This window comes from Streptomyces sp. YIM 121038, from assembly GCF_006088715.1.
Classification (GTDB): Bacteria; Actinomycetota; Actinomycetes; order Streptomycetales; family Streptomycetaceae; genus Streptomyces.
The window spans coordinates 3,095,513-3,117,255 of the sequence record NZ_CP030771.1; the positions used below are offsets into that span (position 1 = coordinate 3,095,513).

Annotated in this window: 19 protein-coding genes; 10 read left to right on the forward strand and 9 right to left on the reverse strand. The window is 74.4% G+C overall.

Going from position 1 to position 21,743, the window contains the following annotated elements:
• Nucleotides 1–192: 192 nt before the first annotated feature.
• Nucleotides 193–1,233: an iron-siderophore ABC transporter substrate-binding protein gene (locus C9F11_RS12985; protein ID WP_138959440.1), complete on the reverse strand. Its 1,041-nt coding sequence runs from the start codon at nt 1,231–1,233 to the stop codon at nt 193–195.
• A gap of 217 nt (nt 1,234–1,450) precedes the next feature.
• On the opposite strand from C9F11_RS12985, the gene C9F11_RS12990 reads away from it, so the two are divergent.
• Nucleotides 1,451–2,755, forward strand: coding sequence for a hypothetical protein (locus tag C9F11_RS12990; RefSeq protein ID WP_249401708.1), 1,305 nt, complete (start codon nt 1,451–1,453; stop codon nt 2,753–2,755).
• Between the two features lie 44 nt (nt 2,756–2,799).
• Entirely contained in the window at nt 2,800–2,955 is a 156-nt protein-coding gene (locus C9F11_RS47350) for a hypothetical protein (RefSeq protein ID WP_171075720.1), read from the forward strand.
• 101 nt (nt 2,956–3,056) lie between these two features.
• Here the strand turns inward: C9F11_RS47350 and C9F11_RS12995 are convergent, their stop codons facing one another.
• The 3 genes from C9F11_RS12995 to C9F11_RS13005 form a co-directional block, all read right to left on the reverse strand.
• A complete protein-coding gene (locus C9F11_RS12995; RefSeq protein WP_138959441.1) occupies nt 3,057–3,998 on the reverse strand; it encodes a 3-oxoacyl-ACP reductase in 942 nt (313 codons plus the stop codon).
• Nucleotides 3,999–4,008: 10 nt separating this feature from the next.
• A complete protein-coding gene (locus tag C9F11_RS13000) occupies nt 4,009–5,085 on the reverse strand; it encodes a Zn-dependent alcohol dehydrogenase (protein ID WP_138959442.1) in 1,077 nt (358 codons plus the stop codon).
• A 74-nt stretch (nt 5,086–5,159) separates the two neighbouring features.
• A complete protein-coding gene (locus tag C9F11_RS13005) occupies nt 5,160–6,032 on the reverse strand; it encodes a MaoC/PaaZ C-terminal domain-containing protein (RefSeq protein ID WP_138959443.1) in 873 nt (290 codons plus the stop codon).
• Nucleotides 6,033–6,342: 310 nt separating this feature from the next.
• On the opposite strand from C9F11_RS13005, the gene C9F11_RS13010 reads away from it, so the two are divergent.
• From C9F11_RS13010 to C9F11_RS13020, 3 genes are all read left to right on the forward strand, one after another.
• A complete protein-coding gene (locus C9F11_RS13010; protein ID WP_138959444.1) occupies nt 6,343–7,602 on the forward strand; it encodes a sensor histidine kinase in 1,260 nt (419 codons plus the stop codon).
• 177 nt (nt 7,603–7,779) lie between these two features.
• Complete coding sequence (locus tag C9F11_RS13015; protein WP_138959445.1) at nt 7,780–8,295, forward strand: lytic polysaccharide monooxygenase auxiliary activity family 9 protein; 516 nt, start codon at nt 7,780–7,782, stop codon at nt 8,293–8,295.
• 120 nt (nt 8,296–8,415) lie between these two features.
• Nucleotides 8,416–9,057: a response regulator transcription factor gene (locus C9F11_RS13020; protein ID WP_138959446.1), complete on the forward strand. Its 642-nt coding sequence runs from the start codon at nt 8,416–8,418 to the stop codon at nt 9,055–9,057.
• 9 nt (nt 9,058–9,066) lie between these two features.
• Here C9F11_RS13020 and C9F11_RS13025 read toward each other — a convergent pair whose 3' ends face one another.
• A complete protein-coding gene (locus tag C9F11_RS13025) occupies nt 9,067–10,494 on the reverse strand; it encodes a DHA2 family efflux MFS transporter permease subunit (protein ID WP_138959447.1) in 1,428 nt (475 codons plus the stop codon).
• Nucleotides 10,495–10,566: 72 nt separating this feature from the next.
• On the reverse strand, nt 10,567–11,784 hold the full coding sequence (locus C9F11_RS13030; protein WP_249401709.1) for a Nonspecific lipid-transfer protein: 1,218 nt from the start codon (nt 11,782–11,784) through the stop codon (nt 10,567–10,569).
• Nucleotides 11,785–12,220: 436 nt separating this feature from the next.
• On the opposite strand from C9F11_RS13030, the gene C9F11_RS13035 reads away from it, so the two are divergent.
• The 5 genes from C9F11_RS13035 to C9F11_RS13055 all read left to right on the forward strand — a co-directional run bounded on the left by C9F11_RS13035 (nt 12,221) and on the right by C9F11_RS13055 (nt 18,015).
• On the forward strand, nt 12,221–13,975 hold the full coding sequence (locus C9F11_RS13035; RefSeq protein WP_138959449.1) for an MFS transporter: 1,755 nt from the start codon (nt 12,221–12,223) through the stop codon (nt 13,973–13,975).
• A 119-nt stretch (nt 13,976–14,094) separates the two neighbouring features.
• Nucleotides 14,095–14,769 carry a class I SAM-dependent methyltransferase gene (locus tag C9F11_RS13040; protein ID WP_138959450.1) on the forward strand — a complete coding sequence of 225 codons (675 nt, stop codon included), beginning with the start codon at nt 14,095–14,097 and terminating at the stop codon, nt 14,767–14,769.
• Nucleotides 14,770–14,779: 10 nt separating this feature from the next.
• Entirely contained in the window at nt 14,780–15,802 is a 1,023-nt protein-coding gene (locus C9F11_RS13045) for an N-acetylmuramoyl-L-alanine amidase (protein WP_138959451.1), read from the forward strand.
• Nucleotides 15,803–16,025: 223 nt separating this feature from the next.
• Entirely contained in the window at nt 16,026–16,886 is an 861-nt protein-coding gene (locus tag C9F11_RS13050; RefSeq protein ID WP_138959452.1) for a hypothetical protein, read from the forward strand.
• Between the two features lie 118 nt (nt 16,887–17,004).
• Nucleotides 17,005–18,015, forward strand: coding sequence for an LLM class F420-dependent oxidoreductase (locus C9F11_RS13055; RefSeq protein ID WP_138959453.1), 1,011 nt, complete (start codon nt 17,005–17,007; stop codon nt 18,013–18,015).
• 10 nt (nt 18,016–18,025) lie between these two features.
• Here C9F11_RS13055 and C9F11_RS13060 read toward each other — a convergent pair whose 3' ends face one another.
• From C9F11_RS13060 to C9F11_RS13070, 3 genes are read right to left on the reverse strand one after another with little or no spacing between them, the layout of a single operon-like run.
• On the reverse strand, nt 18,026–18,808 hold the full coding sequence (locus C9F11_RS13060) for a hypothetical protein (RefSeq protein ID WP_138959454.1): 783 nt from the start codon (nt 18,806–18,808) through the stop codon (nt 18,026–18,028).
• Nucleotides 18,795–20,351, reverse strand: coding sequence for a substrate-binding domain-containing protein (locus tag C9F11_RS13065; protein WP_138959455.1), 1,557 nt, complete (start codon nt 20,349–20,351; stop codon nt 18,795–18,797). The genes C9F11_RS13060 and C9F11_RS13065 overlap by 14 nt, the downstream gene beginning before the upstream one ends.
• Nucleotides 20,348–21,598 carry a hypothetical protein gene (locus C9F11_RS13070; protein WP_138959456.1) on the reverse strand — a complete coding sequence of 417 codons (1,251 nt, stop codon included), beginning with the start codon at nt 21,596–21,598 and terminating at the stop codon, nt 20,348–20,350. The genes C9F11_RS13065 and C9F11_RS13070 overlap by 4 nt, the downstream gene beginning before the upstream one ends.
• Nucleotides 21,599–21,743: the final 145 nt, after the last annotated feature.

Genomic DNA, 21,743 nt, shown 5'->3' on the forward strand with positions numbered 1-21,743 from the left:
CCTGTAGGTCCTGCGCGCCTGAACCGGCGCCGCTCTCGCCGACCTGGCCGATCGCCGCCGACGGCCCCCGCGCCGCGGCCCCAGTGATCTTCGCCACAGGCGCCCCGGAGCCCGAGGGCCCGGCCACCCGGGGGCCCAGAGGCCCGGGACCCAGGCGCCCGACCGCCCGAGCGCCGGGTGCCCGGGCGCCCCCTACTTGGCCAGGTACCCCTTGAGGTCGTCCAGGACCGCGTCCGCCGCGGTCACGCCGAGGCCCAGGTACCAGGTCTCGTCCGGGACGTTCTTCGCCCGGCCCTCCCGCACGGCGTCGAGCTTCTTCCACAGCGGGTTGCGCTCGGCGGCGGAGCGGCCGGTCTTCTTCGGGTCGCCGTAGACGCCGGTGAAGATCCAGTCGGCGTCCGCCTCGTCGATCTTCTCCGGGCTGATCTCCGTGGCGAGATCGTCGGCCCGCTGGTTCTCGGGCCGGGGCAGGCCGACGTCTTCGAGGATGGTGCCGATGAACGACGCCTTCGCGTACAGGCGGACGCGGTCCGGCAGGTACCGCAGCATGGTGACGGTCGGCTTCTTCGGGCCGAGCTCGTCGCCGAGCGCCTTCGCCTTCTTCTCGTACGCGCCGAGCTGGGCCCTGGCCTCGGCGGACCTGTCGAGCGCGGCCGCGTTCAGGAGGTAGTTCTCCTTCCAGGTGAAACCGGGGCGCACGGAGAACACGGTGGGGGCGATCCTGGAGAGCTGCGGGTAGAGCTTGGCGGCGCGCAGCTCGCTGCCGAGGATCAGATCGGGCTTGAGCTTCGCGATCGCCTCCAGGTTGAGGGAGTTGATCGTGCCGATGTCCCGGGGGCTGCCCGCCCGCTTCTTCAGATAGCCGGGGACGCCGTCGTCGCCCTCGGTGGGCGCGTAGCCGACGGGCTTGACGCCGAGGGACACGACGTTGTCGAGCTCGCCGACGTCGAGGACCACGACCCGCTGCGGCCGCTGCTTCAGCTCCGTCCTGCCCAGGGCGTGCGTGAGCGTGCGCGGGAACTGGCCGGGCTTCGCCGTGGTGCCCATCCGCGCGGTCCGCTCGGCGGCCTTGGCGAAGTCCTCGCCGCCCTGGGCCACGGCCTTGCTGCCGCCGCCGTTGTCGCTCTTGCCCGAGCCGTCGCCGGAGCCGCAGGCCGCGAGGGCGAGCGCCCCGGCCACGGCGAGGGCCGCGGCGGCGGTGGCGCGGGCGGGTCGGCGGCGTCGTACGGACATGCGGTGCTCCAGGGGGACGTGCGGGGCGCACGGGGCCCGAGGGGACGGAGCCGTGCGTAACTTAGGGTTGCCTAACCATAGCTGCTCCCCGCCCAGCACACTCGCCCCCGGCTTCTCAGGCGATTCGGGACATCACCACACGTACGCGTGAAGCGACCGGCCTCGGATGCCACGCCAGAACGTGCGAAAACTAGCGTCGCGAGCGGAGGTGACCCCCATGACAGCGCCTGTGGCCGAGCCCTCGCCGCCCACTCCCCCGGCCGCGTCGCCGCCCCCGCCGCCCGCCGGACCCCCGCCGCGGCGCGTCCCGGTGCCGGGCGGCGGGACGCTCCTCGTGCCCGGACCCCCCGGCCCCTCGGAGCCCGCCGCCCCACGGCGGGGACCCGCCCCGGCCGCCGTCCTCACCGCCGACGGCGCCTACGCCGCCCGGCTCACGCACACCGGCGGCTCCTGGTACCCCGAGCGCTGGACGCTCGACTCCCCCGAGCCGTACGCCGTGCCGCTGCCGGGGCACCAGCCCGAGGAGCCCGGCACGGCGGTGCACCCGATGGCCGACGGCCGCGTCCTGGTGCACCGGCGGGCCGCGGGCCGCCACGTCTTCGCGCTCCTGTACCCCACCGGGCCCGGCACCGGCGAGGTGGCGCTCGGCGGCGTGGAGTGCGCGGGCGCGGAGCTGACGCTGCTGCCGCCCGCCCCGGACGGCACGTACGCGTACGCCCTCGCGGCGGGCGAGCGCTCCACCGCGGTGTGGCTGGTCGCGGGCGGGTCGTTCGGGCCCGAGCACCTCGCCGAGGTCCCCGGCCGCTGCACCGGCGGCGTCTGGCTCGACGGCACCAACCGCATGCTGGCGCTCGACCGGGAGCTCGACGGGCTGACCAAGACGGTGGCCGTCGACCTGGAGCGCGGCGGCGAGGTGACGCCGCTGCTCCAGATCGCGGCCGACAGCGACGACCGGCTGCTGCTCGCCGACGCCGCCAGCGGACTGCTGCTCCTGCGCTCCGACGCGCCGGGCGAACCGCGCCTGGGCTGGGGCGTGTTGGGCAGCACGCACCCGGTGCGCTTCCCCGAGTGCCTGCGCCTTCCCGGGAGCGGGGCGACGCCGTTCGCGATCCAGCCCGGCCAGGTCCTCACCCCGGAGGCCTGCGCGGTCGCGCTGCGCCTCGACGCCGCCGACCCCGCGTCCCGCCCCGCGCTCTGCGCCTGGCGCCCCGCCGACCGCAGGGTCCACCGACTCACCACGCCCGACGGCTGGTTGCCCGGCGTGGGCCACTGGACGCCCGAGGGCGTGCTGCGCCTGCCCTACGCCGGCGGGGCGGCGCCGTGCGGCGTTGCCCGGGTCGAGGTGCCCGGCGCCCCGGCCGGGCGCCCCGCGGAGGCCGCCGGGGCGCCGCCGAGGACCGCCGCCGCGGGCGCGTGCCCGCGCGGCTCCGACGGGCCCGGGGGGCGGGGCGGCGCCCCCCGGGCCACCCGGCCCGTGCCCCTGCAGCAGGCACCCCTCGGGGGGCGCGCGGCGGGCGGTTAGACTCGCCCGCCGGTACGAACGATCTTTACTACGGGGTGAGTTTCATGACGACCGACACCACTACGGACACCATGGTCGATCCGCGGTACGCCGAGGGCGACGAGGAGACGGGGCACGGGCGCCACCGGGGGCCCGGGGCCGCGCATGACGAGGAGGCCGCGCCGAGCGGCCGCCACCGCCGCCAGGGCCCCGAGGCCTAGCCACTTCCTGGGGGCTCCGCCCCCAGACCCCCGCTCCTCAAACGCCGGAGGGGCTGGATCTCCGGCGGAGCCCCCGGTTCGGGAAGGGGCGGGGTGGGGGATCAAGCGCGCTTCAGGGACAGGACCTCCGTCGCCGCGAAGGTCTCGCCGTCCGGGCGGCCCGCGAAGTACGGGGTCAGGGACTCGTCCAGCTCCCCGCAGCTGAAGGCCCCGGCGGTGGCCCGGAACACCGCGGCCACCCTGGGGCGCTCCATCACGGCCACGACGCCCCCGTGCACGACGAGGAGTTGCCCGTTGACGCGCCCGGCCGCGGGCGAGGCGAGATAGCCGACCAGCGGGGCCACGTGCTCGGGCGCCAGCGGGTCGAGCTCGCCCTCGGCGGGCTCGGCGAAGCCCGCGAACACGTCGGACGTCATCCGCGTCCGCGCCCGGGGGCAGATGACGTTCGCCGTCACGCCGTACTTGGCGAGGGCGAGCGCCGTGGACGTGGTCAGGCCGACGATCCCGCCCTTGGCGGCGGCGTAGTTGGGCTGTCCGGCGGATCCGGCGAGGAACGCCTCCGACGAGGTGTTCACGATCCGGCCGTAGACGGGGCCGCCCGCCGCCTTGGAGCGCTCGCGCCAGTGCGCGGACGCGAACCGGACCGTGTTGAAGTGGCCCTTGAGGTGCACGCGGACGACCGAGTCCCACTCGTCCTCGGACATCGAGAAGATCATCCGGTCCCGCAGGATGCCCGCGTTGTTGACCAGGACGTCGAGCTTGCCGTAGGTCTCGACGGCCAGGTCCACCAGGGCGCGGGCCTGGGCGTGGTCGGCCACGTCGCCGGAGTGGGCGACGGCCTTGCCGCCCGCCTCGCGGATCTCGGCGGCGACGTCCTCCGCGGGTCCGGCGGACGCCGCGCCGGTGCCGTCGCGGCCCGGCTGTCCGAAGTCGTTGACGACGACGCCCGCCCCGAGCCGGGCGAGTTCGAGCGCCTCGGCCCGGCCGAGCCCGCGGCCCGCCCCGGTGACGACGGCCGACAGGCCGTCGAGCGGCTGCAGCACGGTGCCTCCCTCAGATCTCTATGCAGGTCCGCAGGGCCGCGCCCGTGCGCATCTGGTCCAGGGCTTCGTTGATCTCGGCGAGCTGCACCCGGTGCGTGATCATGCCCGCGAGGTCGACGCGTCCGGCCCGCCACAGCGCGATGGCCCGCTCGTACGACCGCAGCACGTCCCCGCCCCCGTACAGGGACGGCAGGATGCGCTTCTCGTCGAAGAACAGCTCGAACATGTTGAACTGGACGTGGTCGTCCATGGCGCCCGCGCCGACCACGCACAGCGTGCCGCCGCGCCGGGTCGCCTCGTACGCGGCGCGGGCCGTGGCGGACTTGCCGACGACCTCGAAGACGTAGTCGAAGCCCTCGCCCGCCGTCGCCCGCTGTTTGGCGTCGTCGAGGGCGTCGGGCGCCACCGCCTCGCTCGCGCCGAACCGCAGCGCGGCCTCGCGCCGGGCCGCCACGGGGTCGACGGCCACGATGTGGGCGGCGCCCTTGAGCCGCGCGCCCTGGATCGCCGAGACGCCGACGCCGCCGCAGCCGATGACGGCGACGGACGAACCGGCCGCCACGTCGGCGGTGTTGAGGGCGGCGCCGAGCCCGGTGGTGACGCCGCAGCCGATGAGCGCCGCGATGTCGTAGGGCACGTCGTCCGGTACGGGCACCGCGCAGGCCGCGTCGACCACGACCTCCTCGGTGAAGGTGCCGGTGCCCGCGAAGCCGAAGACGTCGCCCTGCGGGCGCTTGAAGTTGGGCGTGCCCGCGTTCACGAACCCGGCGAGGCACAGCTCGGTCTGGCCGCGCCGGCAGGCCGGACACTGCCCGCAGGCCGGGAGCCAGCACACCACGACCCGGTCGCCCTGCTTGACGTTCGTGACGCCGTCGCCGACGTCGATGACCTCGCCCGCGCCCTCGTGCCCGGGGACGAACGGCGCGGGCTGCGGCAGGACGCCGTTCATCGCGGACACGTCGGAGTGGCACAGGCCCGTGGCCCGGACGCGGACGCGGACCTTGCCCGGGCCGAAGCCCACCGCCTCGACGTCGTCGAGCACGTCGAGCTTGTCCTGGCCTGTCTCGTGCAGTACGGCTGCGCGCATGAGGGTGGGGCTCCTCTCACCTCTGGGGTACGTACACCGGTGGTCCGTACGTCGGCCGTGCCCGCCCGGGCACGTCAGTCGTGCTCCACGACCGTGTCCGCGAGCACCGGCGCCCCGTCCCGCTCCAGGGCCGTGACGACCGCCTGGACCCGGCCCGCGGACTCCCACATGCCGATGTGCAGGGTCTCGCCGGGGAAGACGACCCCGGCGAAGCGGGTGCGGTAGCCGCGCACCCGTGACACGTCGCCGCCGAGCACGGTGTCCACGACGGCCTTGAGCGTCATCCCGTACGAGCACAGGCCGTGCAGGATCGGCCGGTCGAAGCCGCCGAGCGCGGCGAACTCGGGGTCGGCGTGCATCGGGTTCCAGTCGCCGGACAGGCGGTAGAGCAGTGCCTGGTCCTCCCGGACGGGTCGCTCGGCGGTCCGGTCGAAGGGCCGGTCGGGCACGTCGAGCCGCGCGGAGGGGCCGCGCTCGCCGCCGAAGCCACCCTCGCCGCGGAGGAAGAGCTGGGCCTCGCTCGCCCACAGCGGCCCGTCGCCGTCGGCCGCCTCGGCGCGCAGGACGATCACGGCGGCCTTGCCCTTGTCGTGGACGGCCGCGACCCTGGACGTCAGCGTGGCCGTGCCGCTCACCGGGATGGGGCGGTGCAGCTCGATGGCCTGGCCGCCGTGCAGGACGGCGGCCAGGTGCACGTCGATGCCGGGTGCGGAGAGCGCGCTCATGGCCCCCATGCCCGCGCCCGCGACGGTGGCGAAGCTGGGCAGCACGTGCAGCCGGGACTCCAGCGTGTAGCGCAGCTCGTCCGGGTCGGTGGCGGGGTGCTCCTTGTCGGGGTTGGCGGCTGCGCCGATGCCGAGGTGGTAGAGCTGCACGTCCTTGTGGCCCCAGGTGATCTCGGCGCTGCGGGGCTCGGCGGCCAGGGCCTTGGCGGCATCGATGGGCATGGGTGGCGGCTCCTTGGTGGTCGTGAGACCTCGGTGCGACCGTCCGCACCGTCGGCCGCACCGAGGTCGCGACGGGGCCGGAGGAGCCCGTTCTAGAACGCGTTCCAGTCCGGCGCTCTCCTGTATAGCCCAGCACCCCGGAGTTGGGAAGGCCGCCGACGGCCACTCCTGACGTATCGTCAGATCTACCGCCGCCATCGGCACCCGTGACATTTGTCCTGGCCAGGACCGTACGTAGCGGTCTACGCGACCCCGGTCCGCGTTTCGTACTGTCGACCTCACGCAAGGAACGGAATCGGGGGAGTACGAGATGTCCTGGATGCACGGTGTCACCCGCCGACTGCACGAGGCGCGCGCGGCGCGTGCCGCCTGGCACGCCGAGTGGCCGCGGCAGAAGGCGGCCTGGCGGGAGCAGCGGCGGAACTGCAAGAACGACAGGACGGCGCTCGCGGGCCCGCCCAACGGCTTCGCGCTGCTCCCGTGGCTGCTCATGGGCCTGGGCGCGTTCTCCCACCTGCTCCAGGGCAGGACCCCGAACCCGTGGATCGCGGCCATCGGCCTGCTGGTCTTCAACTCGCTGTACGTCTCGATCGCGTTCCGGGCCTTCGACAAGGCCAAGCGGGAGTCGCGCGCCACGCTGGGCGCGCTCCTGGCGATGGGGGCGCTGACCGTCGCGCTCGCCGCGGGGTACGGCGGGAACTGGCTGATGTTCTTCCCGCTGTTCGGCCTCGCCGTCGGCGCGGTGGTCCGGGGGCGCCGCCTCGGCCCGGTCGGCCTGGCCCTGAGCGCCCTCGCGGGCGCGGTCGCCGGGCTCAGGGAGGGCTGGGACGGCGTCAACATCGCCTACGGCACGTTCCTGTCGACGATGGTGACGGCGGCGATCCTGTCCCTGTCCGAGGCGGTACGGGACCTGCGGGCGGCCCGGGAGGAGCTGGCGCGGCGCGCGGTGGCGGAGGAGCGGCTGCGCTTCTCGCGGGACCTGCACGACCTGCTCGGCCACACCCTGTCGGTGATCGTGGTGAAGTCGGAGGCCGCGCGCCGCCTCGCGCCGCGCGACGTGGACGCGGCGCTCGGCCAGGTCGCGGACATCGAGTCCGTCGGCAGGCAGGCGCTCACCGAGATCCGCGAGGCCGTCACCGGCTACCGCGAGGCCTCGCTGGCCACGGAGCTCGACCGGGTGCGCGACCTGCTGGACGCCGCGGGCGTGGAGACGGTCGTGCGCCAGTCGGGGCCGCCGCTCGACCCGCCGTCGTCGGCGCTGCTCGGCTGGGTGGTGCGCGAGGCGGCCACCAACGTGGTTCGGCACGCCCGGGCCAGCCGGTGCGAGATCGAGGTCACCGGCACCGCGGACCGGACCCGCCTGGCGATCACCGACGACGGCCGCGGCGTCGGCTCGACCCCGCCCGGCAGCGGCCTCAAAGGCCTGGCCGAACGCCTCGCCGCGGCGGGCGGCTCCCTGGAGTCGGGGCCAGGGCCGCGCTCCGGCTTCCGGGTCACGGCGGCGCTGCCGGCGGGCGGCGGGGAGCGCGCGGGGGCGGGGGCCGGGCGGGCGGAGGCCGCTCCGGCCTGACCGGGGCCCGCCCACCGGCGGAGGGGCGGGCCGGGGACCTGCGGCCATGGCGGACGGTGTGCCAGAACCTGCCGCAACTCTTGACGGAGTTCAGTCAATCCGTAAGGTCTAGGCCAATGGACCGGCCCAGGCGCCGGGCCGGTCGCCCCTCATCCCCCACCGCGGAGGGAGCACACGATGCACACCAAACGGAAGCTGGCCGCGGGCCTGGGCGCGGTGTGCGCGCCCGTCCTCGTCCTGGCCTCGGTCACTCCGGCGAGCGCCCACGGCTACATCAACTCGCCGCCGAGCCGCCAGGCCCAGTGCGCGGCGAACACCGTCCCGTGCGGCGAGATCAAGTGGGAGCCGCAGAGCGTCGAGGGCCCCAAGGGCCTCACCAGCTGCAGCGGCGGCAACGCGCGGTTCCGCGACCTGGACGACGACAGCAAGGGCTGGAAGGTCTCCGACGTCAACGCGTCGCAGCAGTTCACCTGGCGCCTCACGGCACCCCACCGCACCAGCACCTGGCAGTACTTCGTCGACGGCCGCAAGGTCAAGGAGATCAACGACGGCGGCCGCCAGCCGCCCACGACCGTGACCCACACCGTCGACTTCGGCGGCATCACGGGCCGCCACAAGATGCTCGCGGTCTGGAACATCTACGACACCGCCAACGCGTTCTACGCCTGCGTCGACATCAACATCAGGGGCTGACGCTCCGGGGCACGCCCGAACCCCCGGACGGGGGCAGGCCGGCCGGACCCGAAAGCCCCCGGGGGTCCGGCCGGCCCGCGCACGCTGCCCGACCTGGCGTTCCGGCCTTAGCCTGACGCCATGGACGAGATGCCCGAAGACCGCCGCCCCGCGAAATGCGTCCGGGTCCTCCTCGCCGAGGACCAGGGCATGATGCGCGGCGCGCTCGCGCTGTTGCTCGGGATGGAGCCGGACATCGAGGTCGTCGCCCAGGTCGGGGCGGGCGACGAGATCGTGCGGACCGCGCTCACGGCGCGGCCCGACGTGGCGCTGCTCGACATCGAGCTGCCCGGGCGCAGCGGCCTGGACGCGGCGGCGGAGCTGCGGGAGGAGTGCCCGGACTGCCGAGTGCTCATCCTCACCACGTTCGGGCGGCCCGGGTATCTGCGGCGGGCGATGGAGGCGGGCGCGGCGGGCTTCCTGGTCAAGGACGGGCCGGTGGAGGACCTCGCGGAGGCGATCCGCCAGGTGCTGCGCGGCGAGACCGTCATCGACCCGGCCCTGGCCGCGGCCGCCCTGAGCGCGGGGCCGAGCCCGCTCACGCCGCGCGAGGCGGACGCGCTGCGGGCCTCGGTGGACGGGGCGACGATCGCCGACATCGCGTCGGCGCTGCACCTGTCGGAGTCGACCGTACGGAACTACCTGTCGGCCGCCATCGGCAAGACGGGCACGCGCAACCGCATGGAGGCCGTGCGGGAGGCCCGCCACCAGGGGTGGCTGTAGCCCCGGCGGTCAGTCGCGGGCGGCGCGCGGCATCCAGACGAGGACGACGAGCGCGGCCAGGGCGAGGAACACCGCGCCCCAGAGGAAGGCGAGGGCGTAGCCCTCCGCGACCGCCTGCGCCCCGGGCCGCCCCGCCGTGCGGGCCGTGGCGACCGTGGAGAGGATCGCGAGCCCCAGCGAACCGCCCATGGTGCGCGAGGTGTTGATGAGGCCCGCGACGAGCCCCGCGTCCCCGGGCTCGGCCCCGCTGGTGGCCAGGGACGCGAGGGGGGTGCCCGCGAGGCCCGCGCCCAGCATCATGAGGATGCCCGGCAGCATGATCGAGGTGACGTACGCGCCGTGCGCGCCGTCCCCGGCGAGCATCCGCCACTGCCAGGCGAATCCGGCGGCGGCGGTCAGGACGCCGATGACGGTGACCGTCCGCGCCCCCATGACCCGCATCAGCCGGGGCGCGACCTTGGATCCCACGACGACGCTGACGGAGCTGGGGATGAGCGCGAGCCCGGCCTCCAGGGGCGTGTAGCCGAGGACGTTCTGCGCGTACAGGGTCATGAAGAACCACATCGCGAACAGGCCCATGCCGCAGACGAACATGGTCGCGTTGGCCGCCGAGACGGACCGCACCCGGAACAGCTTCAGGGGCATGAGCGGCGCCTTGGAGCGCGCCTCGACGCCGAGGAACGCGGCGATCAGGGCGAGCCCGGCCACGAGCGGCACCAGGGTCGCGGCGGCGGTCCAGCCCGCCACCTCGGTCTGCACGATGCCGTAGGCGAGCGTGGCGATGCCCGCGGTGACCAGGACGGCCCCGGGCACGTCGAGCCGCCGGGCGCCGCTCGCCCGGCTCTCGCTGATCCAGCGCAGCGCGGCGGCGAACACGAGGACGCCGACGGGCACGTTCACGAGCAGCACCCAGCGCCAGGAGAGCCCGTCGGTGAGGACGCCGCCGACGAGTCCGCCCGCGGCGCCGCCCCCGGCCCCGACGGCCGACCAGGTGGCGATGGCCCGCACCCGCGCGGCCCCCTCCGGCACGGCGGAGGTGAGGATGGTCAGGGTGGAGGGCGCGAGGACGGCGGCGCCCAGGCCCTGCACCGCCCGCGCGGCGAGCAGCTGCCACCCCTCCTGCGCGAGCCCCCCGCCGAGCGAGGCGAGCGTGAACAGGCCGAGCCCCACCAGGAACATCCGCTTGCGCCCGAACAGATCGCCCGCGCGCCCGCCGAGCAGCATGAACCCGGCGAAGGCGATGGAGTAGGCGTTGACGACCCACTGCAGGCCCGTGGCGCTGAGGCCCAGGTCGGCTCGCATGGACGGCAGGGCCACGTTGACGACGGACACGTCGAGGACGACGAGGAACTGCCCGGCGCAGGCGGCGGCCACGACGAGCCACAGGGGGGCGGCGGCGCGCCGGGATATCGGGGTGTCGACGGGGGTCTCCAGCATGGGCTCCATGCTGACAGCCGACGCGTGTCCCGTACATCGGAAATTGGCGGGGCAGGCCGTGGGGCGCGGGACCTAGGCCGGAAGTCCCGGTCCTTCGCCGCCCCGCCCCGGCCGCCGCAGCAGCGTCACCACCGCCGCGCCGCCGAGCCCGATGTTGTGCGCGAGCCCGGTCCGCGCCCCCGACACCTGCCGCTGTCCCGCCTCGCCCCGCAACTGCCAGGTCAGCTCGGCGACTTGGGCGACACCCGTCGCGCCCAGGGGATGCCCCTTGGAGATCAGCCCGCCGGAGGGGTTCACCACCCAGCGCCCGCCGTACGTGGTCGCGCCGGACTCGACGAGCTTGCCGGACTCGCCCCGCGCGCACAGGCCGAGCTCCTCGTACGTGAGGAGTTCGTTGACGGAGAAGCAGTCGTGGAGCTCGATGACGTCGAGGTCGTCGGCGGTCAGGCCCGAGCGCTCGTAGACCCGGTCCGCCGCCGCGCGCGTCAGCGGGCGGCCCACGACGTCGAGACAGGAGCCGGAGGCGAAGGACTCCTCGGTGTCCGTCGCCATGGCCTGGGCGAGGATCTCGACCGCCCGGTCCGCGAGCCCGTGCCGCTCCACGAAGCGCTCGGACGCCACGAGCGCCGCCGCCGCGCCGTCGGAGGTGGGCGAGCACTGGAGCTTGGTGAGCGGGGCGTGGATCACCTCGGCGGCGAGGACCTCGCCCACGGTGGGGGCGGACCGGAACTGGGCGAGGGGGTTGTGCACCGAGTGCCGGTGGTTCTTGGCGGCCACCGCCGCGAGCTGCGCGGGCGTCGTGCCGTACCGCTCCATGTGCTCGCGGGCCGCGTTGCCGAAGATCTGGGCGGTGGGCGGGGTGGCCGCGAAGCCGTGCCGGGCGGCCATGACGCCGTAGTGGCGGGCCACGGGCGAGGCGGCGAAGTCGCCGCCGCCCCCGCCGAGGGAGCCGCGCTTCATCCGCTCGAAGCCGAGGGCCAGGACGCAGTCGCCCGCGCCGCCCTCGACGAGCTGACGGGCGAGCATCAGGGCGGTCGCGCCGGTCGCGCAGTTGTTGTTGACGTTGTAGACGGGCAGCCCGGTCAGGCCGAGTCCGTACACCGCGCGCTGGCCCGCCGTCGAGGCCTGGAAGCAGTGGCCGACGACCGCCTGCTCCACCACCGCGTACGGAATCCCGGCGTCCGCGAGGGCCGCGGTGCCCGCCTCCGCCGCCATGTCCCAGTACTGCCAGTCCCTGGTCTCGGGCTTCTCGAACTTCGTCATGCCGACGCCGACGACGTACGCCTTCATCCGTGCCTCCCTGGCAGCGCCCTGCGGGACGGCGGCAGAATAGAACACGTTCCAATCTGATGGAAGGTCAGATGCGGAGCGCGGGGCGCGCGGGAGGGTAGGGCGCCGGGCGGCGGGCAGAGTGAGGGGCGGGTGGCGGGCAGGGCGGGCGATCGGCGTGCGTACAGGCGCGGTCAATGGGAGGTCAAGAGTTCCCCTGGTTCGACGTACGTCGGAATAGTCGCCCCGGGAAACAAGTTCATCGCGCATGTAACCGCGGGCGTCCCGCACGCCCCACCCGCCACACACGTGACGTCCTGTCCCTCACACCCACGCCGACGACACCCACACCGACGGCACCCGCACCCACGCCGCACGCGCGACGCGCTCCACGCCCCACCCGGCCGTCGCACCGCTCCACCGCCCCGCCACCCTTCGTCCCGGAGGCACCAGCCCTATGTCCCACGCGACGGCCCACTCCCGCGCCGACCGCGCACCCCGCGGCGTCGTGCCCGTCCTCGCCTTCGCCGGCATCACCGTCGCCGTCATGCAGACGCTGCTCGTCCCCGTCATCAAGGACCTGCCGGCCCTGCTGCGCACGACGCCGTCCAACGCCACCTGGGTCATGACGTCGACGCTCCTCGCGGGCGCCGTCGCCACCCCGATCATGGGCAGACTCGGCGACCTCTTCGGCAAGCGCCGGATGCTGCTCACGAGCCTCGCGGTCATGGTCGTCGGCTCGCTGGTGTGCGCCCTCACCGACGACCTCGTCGTCATGATCGCCGGGCGGGCGCTGCAAGGCTTCGCGATGGGCGCCATCCCGCTCGGCATCGGCCTGATGCGCGACGAGCTGCCCCGCGAGAAGCTCGGCTCGGCGATGGCCCTGATGAGCTCCTCCATAGGCGTCGGCGGCGGCCTCGCCATGCCCGCCGCCGCCCTCGTGGCGCAGCACGCCGACTGGCACGCCCTGTTCTTCGGGTCCGCGGGCCTCGGCGCGCTCGCCATGCTGCTCATCGTCCTGCTGGTGCCGGAGAGCCCGCTGCGGGCCCCGGGCACCTTCGACGTCCTCGGCGCGCTCGGCCTCTCGGCGGGCCTGGTCCTCTTCCTCCTGCCCATCACCAAGGGCAGCGACTGGGGCTGGAGTTCGGGCCTGACCCTCGGCCTGTTCGCGGCCTCGGCGGTGGTGCTCGCCCTGTGGGGCGTGATGGAGCTGCGCGTCGCGGCGCCGCTGGTCGACCTGCGCACCACGGCCCGGCGCGAGGTGCTGCTCACCAACCTCGCCTCGATCATGGTCGGCGTCGCCTTCTACGCCATCTCGCTCGTGCTCCCCCAGCTCCTCCAGCTGCCCACCGCCACGGGCTACGGCCTCGGCCAGTCGATGGTCGTCGCGGGCCTGTGCGTGGCGCCGCTCGGCCTGACGATGATGTTCACCGCGCCCCTGTACGCCCGGCTCTCGGCCGCGTACGGGCCGAAGGTCACCCTGATCCTCGGCATGCTCGTCATCGCCATCGGCTACGGCTCGGGCCTCGGCCTGATGAGCGCCGCCTGGCAGACCATCGTCATCTCGGTCGTGGTCGGCGCGGGCATCGGCCTCGCCTACTCCTCGCTGCCCGCGCTCATCATCGGTGCCGTCGACCCGTCCGAGACGGGCGCGGCCAACGGCCTCAACACCCTGATGCGGTCCATCGGCACCTCCGTGTCCAGCGCCGTCATCGGCATGGTCCTCGCCAACACCGCGCACACCGTGGGCCCCGTCGAGGTGCCCACCATGGAGGGCTTCCGCGCCTCCTTCCTCATCGCCACCGGGGCCGTCGCGATCGGGCTGCTGTTCGCGCTGTTCCTGCCGGGCAAGGAGCGGGCCGCGGCCGGGCAGCACCCGCAGCTGCGGGCCAGCAGCGAGGAGGACGCCGCGCTCGCCCGGGCCGCCGAGGCGCTCACCGGCGGGTTCCGGGGGCGGGTCCTGTCCCCCGCCGGGGCGCCCGTCGCCCGCGCGCAGGTCACGCTGATCGACCCGCAGGGCCGCCGGGCGGGCGCGGCCCTCACCGACGGCGAGGGCCGCTACGCCCTCGCCGTCCCGGCCGACGGCGCGTACGTGCTCTCGGCCACCGCCGCCGGACACGCGCCGGGCGCCGTCTCGGCCGTGCACCGCGGCGAGGAGCGGGCCGTCGAGGTCGACCTGGCGCTGCTGGGCGACAGCGAGGTCCTGGCCTGAGCCGTCGGCGCGGCCGCGGGCCGCACCCCCGTCGCCCCGGCGCCGGGGGTGTGGTGCACCATGGGCGCCCGTACGTAAGCGGGTGGATCCCGCGCAGGACGAGCCCGGAAGGAACGACGATGGCCGCCACTCAGGCTCAGGCCCCGGCACCGGAGGTCCTCGGCGCCTTCGAGGCGGCCAAGGGCTTCATGCCCGTCCACGAAGGGCTCGCCCTGTACGCGGCCGCGCGCGAGGCGGCGGCCCTCGGCCTTCCCCTGCTCGAAGTCGGCACGTACTGCGGGCGCTCCACGATCCTGCTCGCGGACGCGGCCCGCGCGGCCGGTGTGAGTGTGATCACGGTCGACCACCACCGCGGCAGCGAGGAGCAGCAGCCCGGCTGGGAGTACCACGACCCGCAGACCGTGGACCCGGAGGTGGGCCGGATGGACACGCTGCCCGTCTTCCGGCGCACGCTGCACCGGGCGGGCCTGGAGGACCACGTGATCGCGGTCGTCGGCCGCTCCCCGCAGGTGGCACGGCTCTGGCAGGCCCCGCTCGGCCTGGTCTTCATCGACGGCGGGCACACCGACGAGCACGCGAACGCGGACTACGAGGGGTGGGCGCCGCACGTGGCGGAGGGCGGCCTGCTCGTCATCCACGACGTGTTCCCCGACCCGGTGGACGAGTGGACGGGGCAGGCCCCGTACCGCGTGTACCTCCGGGCCCTGGAGTCCGGGATGTTCACAGAGGCCTCCGTCACCGACTCCCTCCGCGTCCTGCGCCGAACCGGCGCGGGCGACTCCGGCCGCGGATAGGCTCCCTGTCGTGTCGTACGTAGGTCCGGACAGTCAGCCACCGCGCCCGCCCCGCCGCTTCGGCGGCGGCCGCACGCTCGCGGTCACCCTCGCCGTGCTCGCGCCCGCCACGCTCGCGGGCTACCTCATCCACGACGCGACGAGCGGGCCGGAGGACGCCAAGCCGCCGAGAACGCTGCCGTCGGCAAGCCGCTCGGACCAGAACGCGCCCTCGAAGCCGACCGCGGACGACCCCTCGAAGTCCCCCGCCCCGGACCGACCGGAGAAGCCGAAGGGCGAGCCCGCGGGCAAGGGCGACGGCAAGGCGGACGACAAGCCGTCGGGCAAGGCCCCGTCGGGAGGCCGCCCCGCGCCCTCGGGCCCCCTCAAGGGCAAGGTCGTGGTGATCGACCCGGGCCACAACCCGGGCAACTTCCGGCACACCGCGGAGATCAACCGCCCGGTGAACATCGGCACCCACTCCAAGGAGTGCGACACCACCGGCACCTCCACCAACCGGGGTTACACGGAAGCCCGGTTCACCCTCGACGTCGCCCACCGGCTGCGGGACCTGCTGCACCGGCAGGGCGCCACGGTCCGCCTCACCCAGGACGGCGACCGGGCGTGGGGCCCCTGCGTCGACGAGCGCGCCCGCATCGGCAACGCGGCCCGCGCCGACGCGGTCGTCTCCCTGCACGCCGACGGCTCGGCCGTCGGCAACCGCGGCTTCCACGTGATCCTGCCCGCGAAGGTCCGCGGCGGCGCCGCCGACACCACCGCCATCGTCGGCCCCTCCCGCGACCTCGGCGAGCGCATCGCGGGCCAGTTCCTCTCCGCCACCAAGAGCGCCCCCTCCAACTACGTGGGCGACGGCACCGGCCTCGACGTCCGCCGCGACCTCGGCGGCCTCAACCTCTCCAAGGTCCCCAAGGTGTTCATCGAATGCGGCAACATGCGCGACCCGAAGGACGAGGCACTGCTCACGAACTCCGGCTGGCGCCAGAAGGCCGCGACCGGCATTTCAGCCGGAATCGCGAGCTTCCTCACCGGCTGAGCACGGGCGGTCCCGACGCGTCCGTTGCCGCCTCGTCACGGGACGGCAACCGGGAGATCTTCACTGAGTGACGATCTTTATCTCAAGCAGACACCCCGGCCGGGCGGACGATAAGGTCCTCCGTACGATGAGGGGCCACCCCCGCCGCTTCACGCCCGCGAGCCAACCGCGACCAGGCGACAGCGACGCCTCTAACGACGAGACGACTGACGAAGGACCTGAAGTGAATTTCCGCTCCCTCACTCGAGGCGACGGCGTGGTGATCGGAGCAGCGGTGTTGCTCTTCATCGCCTCGTTCCTCGACACCTTTGACGGTGACGAAGCTCCCAATGCCTGGGACAACGGCAACCTGCTGATGAGCGTCTACCTCGCCGGGATCATCGGCGCCGGGCTCATCGTCGTGGGCCGTGCGATGGGCTCGCAGCGCAAGGTCGCCGGTCTGGACCTCGGAAACTTCGGCATCGGCCTCACCTTCGCCGCCGCCTGGAGCTCGCTCGGCGCGATCTTCGACACCGGCCAGTCCTACGACAAGTTCTTCGAGCTCCTCAACGCCAGGTTCGGCGCCAGCGGCGGCGGCGCCGAGTCCCCCGACGCCGGCGTGGGCCTCATCCTCGGCCTGATCGGCGCTCTGGTCCTCGTCGCCGCCGCCGTCGCCTCGAACATCGTCCCCGCCCTCAAGGCCCCCCTCATGGGCGCCCCGGGCCCCGTCGCCCCGCAGCCCTACGGCGGTCAGCCGCAGGGTGGCTACGGCTACCCGGGGGCCGCGCAGTCGCAGCCGTACGGTGCGCAGCCGGGGCAGCCGCAGCAGCCGTCGTTCGGTGGGCAGCCGCAGGGTGGCGGCGCCACTCCGCCGCCGGCCGCCGCGCAGGCGCAGCCCGCGTCGGCGGACTTCTCGCCGTTCTGGTTCGCCGTGCCGGTGCCGCGCCCGCTGTACCCGGAGGACGGCTCGCCGACCCCGATCGCCGAACTGGCGCCGGGCACCTGGTACCTGGCCGTCGAGCAGCGCGGCCAGAGCCTGGTGGCGCAGACGCAGGACGGGCGTCGCGGTGTGCTTCAGGACACCACCGGGATCCAGCGCGGCTGACCCGGCCCTCCGCACGTCCTTCAGCGGCCCCTCGCCCTTCCGGGCGGGGGGCCGCTGGCGTACAGTCCCGGCGGAGGCGGAAATTGACGACCCGTCAGGTAGCGGCTCGGGAGGGACCATGCGGCTTGGGCTCGCGCTCGGGTACTGGGGCCGTGGCCCCGAACCCGGGCAGCTCGCGCTCGTCCAGGAGGCCGAGCGGCTCGGGTACGACTCGGTGTGGACCGCCGAGGCCTGGGGCTCGGACGCGTTCACGCCGCTGACCTGGATCGCGGCGCACACCTCGCGGATCCGGCTCGGCACGGCGGTGGCGCAGATGGCCGCCCGCTCCCCCACCGCCACGGCCATGCACGCCCTGACCCTCGACCACCTCTCCGGCGGCCGCGTACTCCTCGGGCTCGGGCTCTCGGGGCCGCAGGTGGTGGAGGGGTGGTACGGCAGGCCGTTCCCCGCCTCCCCGCTGACCGCGACGCGGGAGTACGTGGACGTCGTACGCCAGGTGCTGCGGCGGGCGGCCCCGGTGACCCTCGACGGCCGGTTCCACCCGCTGCCGTACCCGGGGGACGACGGGTCCGGGCTCGGCAAGCCGCTGAAGTCCATCACGCACCCGCTCCGCGGCGACCTGCCCGTGCTGCTCGGCGCCGAGGGGCCCAGGAACATCGCCCAGACGACGCGGATCGCGGACGGCTGGCTCCCCCTGTACTGGTCCCCGACCCGCACGGACGTCTACGAGGCCTCGCTCACCGGCCTGCGGGACGGCTTCATGGTGGCCCCGCTCGTCCGCGCGACCGTCTGCGACGACGTACAGGAGGCGCTCCTGCCGGTGAAGGCCATGCTCGGCTTCTACATCGGCGGCATGGGACACGCGCAGCGCAACTTCCACGCCGACCTGATGGCCCGGATGGGCTTCGCGGACGCGGCGCGGCGGGTGCGGGAGCTGTTCCTGGCCGGGCGGCGCGAGGAGGCCGTGCTCGCCGTGCCGGACGCCTTCGCCGACGAGATCTCCCTGGTCGGCCCGCGCGAGCGGATCGCCGAACGCCTGGAACTCTGGCGCAAGGGCCCCGTCACCGACCTGCTGGTCCTCACCCGGGAGCCGGGCACCCTGCGCGTCCTCGCCGAGCTCTGCGCCTAGCCGCCGCGGCTCAGCGGAAGATCGCCACCGGGTCCAGGGTCAGTTCGCCCGCGTCGCGGTTCCAGGTGCGGACCTTGCCCAGGCAGCGGGCCTGGAACTCGCCGCTGAAGTAGTCCTCCTCGTGGAACTCCTCGCGGATGCCGTCCTCGGCACAGGTGATCTTTACGTGCGCGGCGGGACGGCCCTCGCCGTAGCGGGCGCGCAGGACGACGTCGCCGCCGGGCAGGCCGCGTGCGGTGAAGCGCCCGGTGACCGAGACGAACTCGGACATCACCGCGCTGAGCGCGACGCGGTCGTCGTCACTGTCGCGCAGGCTGTCGGCGAGGGCCCGGTTGGGGGCGAGCAGCCCCGTGGTGAGGTCGGCGTGGACGACGGCGTCCTCCCGGCGCATGGTGTCCATGAGCAGCCCTATCACCGTGATGGGGGTGTTCTGCTGGACGTACGAGGTGAACCGCTCCTTGGTGACGTCCCGCCCGGCGGTGCCGCCGGAGCCGCGGAACCTCGTCCACAGGCTGAAGCCCGCCGTCACGTTCGTGCGGTCGGCCACCTCCTGCTCCAGGGCGGCCGAGAAGCCGCCCGTCTGGTAGAGGTCCATCACCCGCTGCTCGTGCAGGTAGAAGCACATGCCGTGGAAGGTCCTGCGGCCCCGCGCGGCCCGCCGCGGGCCGCGCCTGAGCCAGCCGAGGCGCACCAGGGCGTGGCGCACGAGCACGCCCACGCAGCCCGCCGTCAGGAGCCAGACGGTCATCCACGGCCACCACAGGTCCCACCACGCGCTGTCAACGACACCCACGGATCTCCTTGAACGCCTGGGAGAGGGAGGAGGATCCGGCGTCCACGACACGGCCGCCGGTCGCCCCGGCGGCGCGCCGCAGCGCCTTGGCGTCGGCCTCTCCTAAGTGGACGGGGAAGGTGGGCACCGACCGCACGGCGGCGCCCCGTTGTGCGTAGCGGCGGACGAACTGGCCGTACGACAGGCCCGAGTTGCTCTCGCCGTCGGTCATCAGGACGATCGAGGCACGGCGGCCCGGGTCGGCGTCGACGGTGGCCTCGGCCCGGTCGTAGCCCCGGTCGAGGGCCGACCACACGGCCGTCGCGTCGCCGAAGCGGCCGCCCGCGACGAAGGAGTTCAGGGCGCGCAGATCGCCGTCGCCGCGCACCGTCACCGTACGCTCCTGAAGGACGCGGCCCGCGAACCGCACCACGGTCAGCCGCTCGCCCCGGTAGAAGCGGGCGAACTTGCCCGCCGCCGTGGGGTCCGCGCCGCTCAGCCCGGCGAAGGCCGCGCGCAGGTCCGCCATCCGCGCGCCGCGCATCGACGTGGAGAAGTCGAGCAGGAACACCACGTGGTCGCCGGTGCGGCGGGCCGGGTCGCCGTAGTCGTCCATCAGGCGCCGGATGACGGAGAGCTGGTCGGGGTAGGAGAGCGCGTTGCCGATGGCGGACCGCAGCTGCGGCGGCCGGGGCACGTCCGCGCCGACGGGCCGCCGCCAGGTGCGCTCCACCAGTTCCTTCTGTACGTCGTCGCGCCGCAGCCAGTCGACGACCTTGCGGTACGCCTCGTGCCGCTCGGCGTCGAGGAGCATCAGCGGGAAGTCGGACAGGACCATGCCGTCCGCCGGGTGCACGATCTCCAGGGGGCGGCGCAGGGTCCCCGCCGCGTTCAGGGAGAGGAGTTCCGCCTCGTGCGCGATGAGGGCGTTGGTCCGGCCGGGGCGGCGCGCGTAGGCGTCGATCAGGGCGCGGGAGCTGGCGGCGGTGAGCGTCTGCCCGGAGCGGAAGCCCCGCAGCCGGTCGCAGGACACGTCCCGCTCGCGCAGCACCCCGCCGGTGCCCGCGGCGGCCGTGGCCACGCCGACGAGCGCGGCGCGCCCGGTGTCGCTGCGCCGCGGGTCGGCCATGCCGAAGCGCACGGTCCCGTCGGCGGCGGCGTCCGCGATGTCGGCCCAGGTGATCCGGCCGCCCCGGGCCGAGGCCCGGACGCGCTCCGCGGTGGCGCGGGTGAGGCCGACGACGACCGGGGAGCGCATGATCGCGGTGGACTCGGGCGGCGCGGCGGGCCGCCCGCCCTCCCGCAGCCGCAGCAGGTACGAGCGGTCGGACGCGGGCCAGGCCAGGTCGTAGGAGCCGAGCGGTTCGGAGAGGTCGGCCGTGGCCTTGAAGTCGATGTCGAGCTCGACCCCCGTGTCGTCCTTCAGCCGGCCGAGGAACGGCTCCACGTCGGCGAGTTCGGGGCTCGCGAGCACCCGCAGGGTCGTGGTGTCCCCGCCCCGGCCGCAGGCGGTCAGGGTGGTGGCGAGCAGCGCCAGGCAGACGGCGAGGGCGCGCCGCCTCACGAGGGGCCGCCGGCGACGGGCGGGCAGGTGCCGACGTAGTTGATGATCCGCTCCAGGGCGTCCAGGTCGGGCGCGTCGGCCTTCGTCTGGTCGGGGTTGGGGGTGGGCACCTGCACGCCGTGCTCGCGCAGATAGGAGTTCAGCTGCTCGCTGGTGCTGTCCTCGCCGGAGAACCGCACCCGGAAGCCCAGCTCGATGGCCCGCTGGCGCAGTTCGGGGTCGGACTCCAGCAGCTCGGTGAGCCGGTCGCCCCGCCCGTTGAGGGAGATGAGCTGCGGCTCGGTGAGGGCCTGCGGCGAGGGGTAGAGCAGCACGCGGCGGCTGTCGGCCCGCCGGTGCCGCTTCTGGAAGTCCACCTGGTGGGCGAGGAACTGGTGCTCGTAGATCAGCGACACCGGCGCGATGGACTCGCCCTCGTCGGAGAAGTAGCTGTCGGCCTGCTCGTCGGCGGCCATGCCCTGGAGGTTGATCAGCGGCTTGACCTTGGCGGCGACGTCGAGGACCGGGTCGCCGCCGCGCCCGTCACCGCGCTTGCGCTCGGTGCCCGGGGGCCGGTTCCCGTTCTTCACGAAGGCGAGGATGCTCAGATACGTACCGGCGGCGTTGGACTCGCAGACGCTGGAGGTGCGCACGAGGACGCGGCCGCTGTTGCTGTGGGTGGAGTGCTCGCGGTAGCCGATGCCGTTCCAGGTCTTGTCGCGCTCGATGAGGCGCAGGAACCCGGCCATGTCGAGGTCGTAGTACAGCGTGTCGCCGCCCCGCGCCCGCTGCGGGCGGGCCACGCCCTCCGCCGCCAGCGTCTCGGCGTACTCGCGGAACGTGCCGAGCGCCAGGGGCGTCACGAACGGGCGGGCGGTGCGCACCGAGCGCTGCTGGCCCCGCATGATCAGGCGGGCGGCGGGCTGGCCCGAGGGGAAGACGACGTCCATGCCCGCGAGCGACTGCGTGGCGATGCCGCGCGAGCCCAGGCGGTGGATGTCCACGCGGAGGCCGTGCTTCAGGAGCAGGCGCTGGACCTCGGGGTCCTTGAAGTAGTCCGACTTCGACGCCATCTTGCCGTCGATCGTCGTGATGCGCTCGAAGGGGCGCAGGGCGTTGCCCGAGACGAGCAGGGCGAGGGTGCCCGCGAGGGCGAGGGGCATCGCGGCGACCACGTGCCGCGGGAAACGGCGGCGGCGCCGGGCCGCCGGGCGGCGGGTGGCCAGGCGGGGTTCTTCTCTGCTGGACGTGCTGGCTCTGTCGGGCACCGCGCTCTCCTGCCGTGTGCGGGGGCAGGAGCATGCGCCCCCGCCGCGAACGGGGTGCCTTGGAGTGGGTAACTCCGCCTGAACCTAAGGTGAATGACGGACCATCAGGTACTGGGTCCCTCGCGGGGGCGCCCCTGACCCGCCC

Coding starts and splice junctions, on each gene's coding strand:
- C9F11_RS12985 (WP_138959440.1), bottom strand. CDS start 1,233: ATGTCCGTACGACGCCGCCGACCCGCCCGCGCCACCGCCGCCGCGGCC.
- C9F11_RS12990 (WP_249401708.1), top strand. CDS start 1,451: ATGACAGCGCCTGTGGCCGAGCCCTCGCCGCCCACTCCCCCGGCCGCG.
- C9F11_RS47350 (WP_171075720.1), top strand. CDS start 2,800: ATGACGACCGACACCACTACGGACACCATGGTCGATCCGCGGTACGCC.
- C9F11_RS13000 (WP_138959442.1), bottom strand. CDS start 5,085: ATGCGCGCAGCCGTACTGCACGAGACAGGCCAGGACAAGCTCGACGTG.
- C9F11_RS13005 (WP_138959443.1), bottom strand. CDS start 6,032: ATGCCCATCGATGCCGCCAAGGCCCTGGCCGCCGAGCCCCGCAGCGCC.
- C9F11_RS13010 (WP_138959444.1), top strand. CDS start 6,343: ATGTCCTGGATGCACGGTGTCACCCGCCGACTGCACGAGGCGCGCGCG.
- C9F11_RS13015 (WP_138959445.1), top strand. CDS start 7,780: ATGCACACCAAACGGAAGCTGGCCGCGGGCCTGGGCGCGGTGTGCGCG.
- C9F11_RS13020 (WP_138959446.1), top strand. CDS start 8,416: ATGGACGAGATGCCCGAAGACCGCCGCCCCGCGAAATGCGTCCGGGTC.
- C9F11_RS13025 (WP_138959447.1), bottom strand. CDS start 10,494: ATGCTGGAGACCCCCGTCGACACCCCGATATCCCGGCGCGCCGCCGCC.
- C9F11_RS13030 (WP_249401709.1), bottom strand. CDS start 11,784: ATGAAGGCGTACGTCGTCGGCGTCGGCATGACGAAGTTCGAGAAGCCC.
- C9F11_RS13035 (WP_138959449.1), top strand. CDS start 12,221: ATGTCCCACGCGACGGCCCACTCCCGCGCCGACCGCGCACCCCGCGGC.
- C9F11_RS13040 (WP_138959450.1), top strand. CDS start 14,095: ATGGCCGCCACTCAGGCTCAGGCCCCGGCACCGGAGGTCCTCGGCGCC.
- C9F11_RS13055 (WP_138959453.1), top strand. CDS start 17,005: ATGCGGCTTGGGCTCGCGCTCGGGTACTGGGGCCGTGGCCCCGAACCC.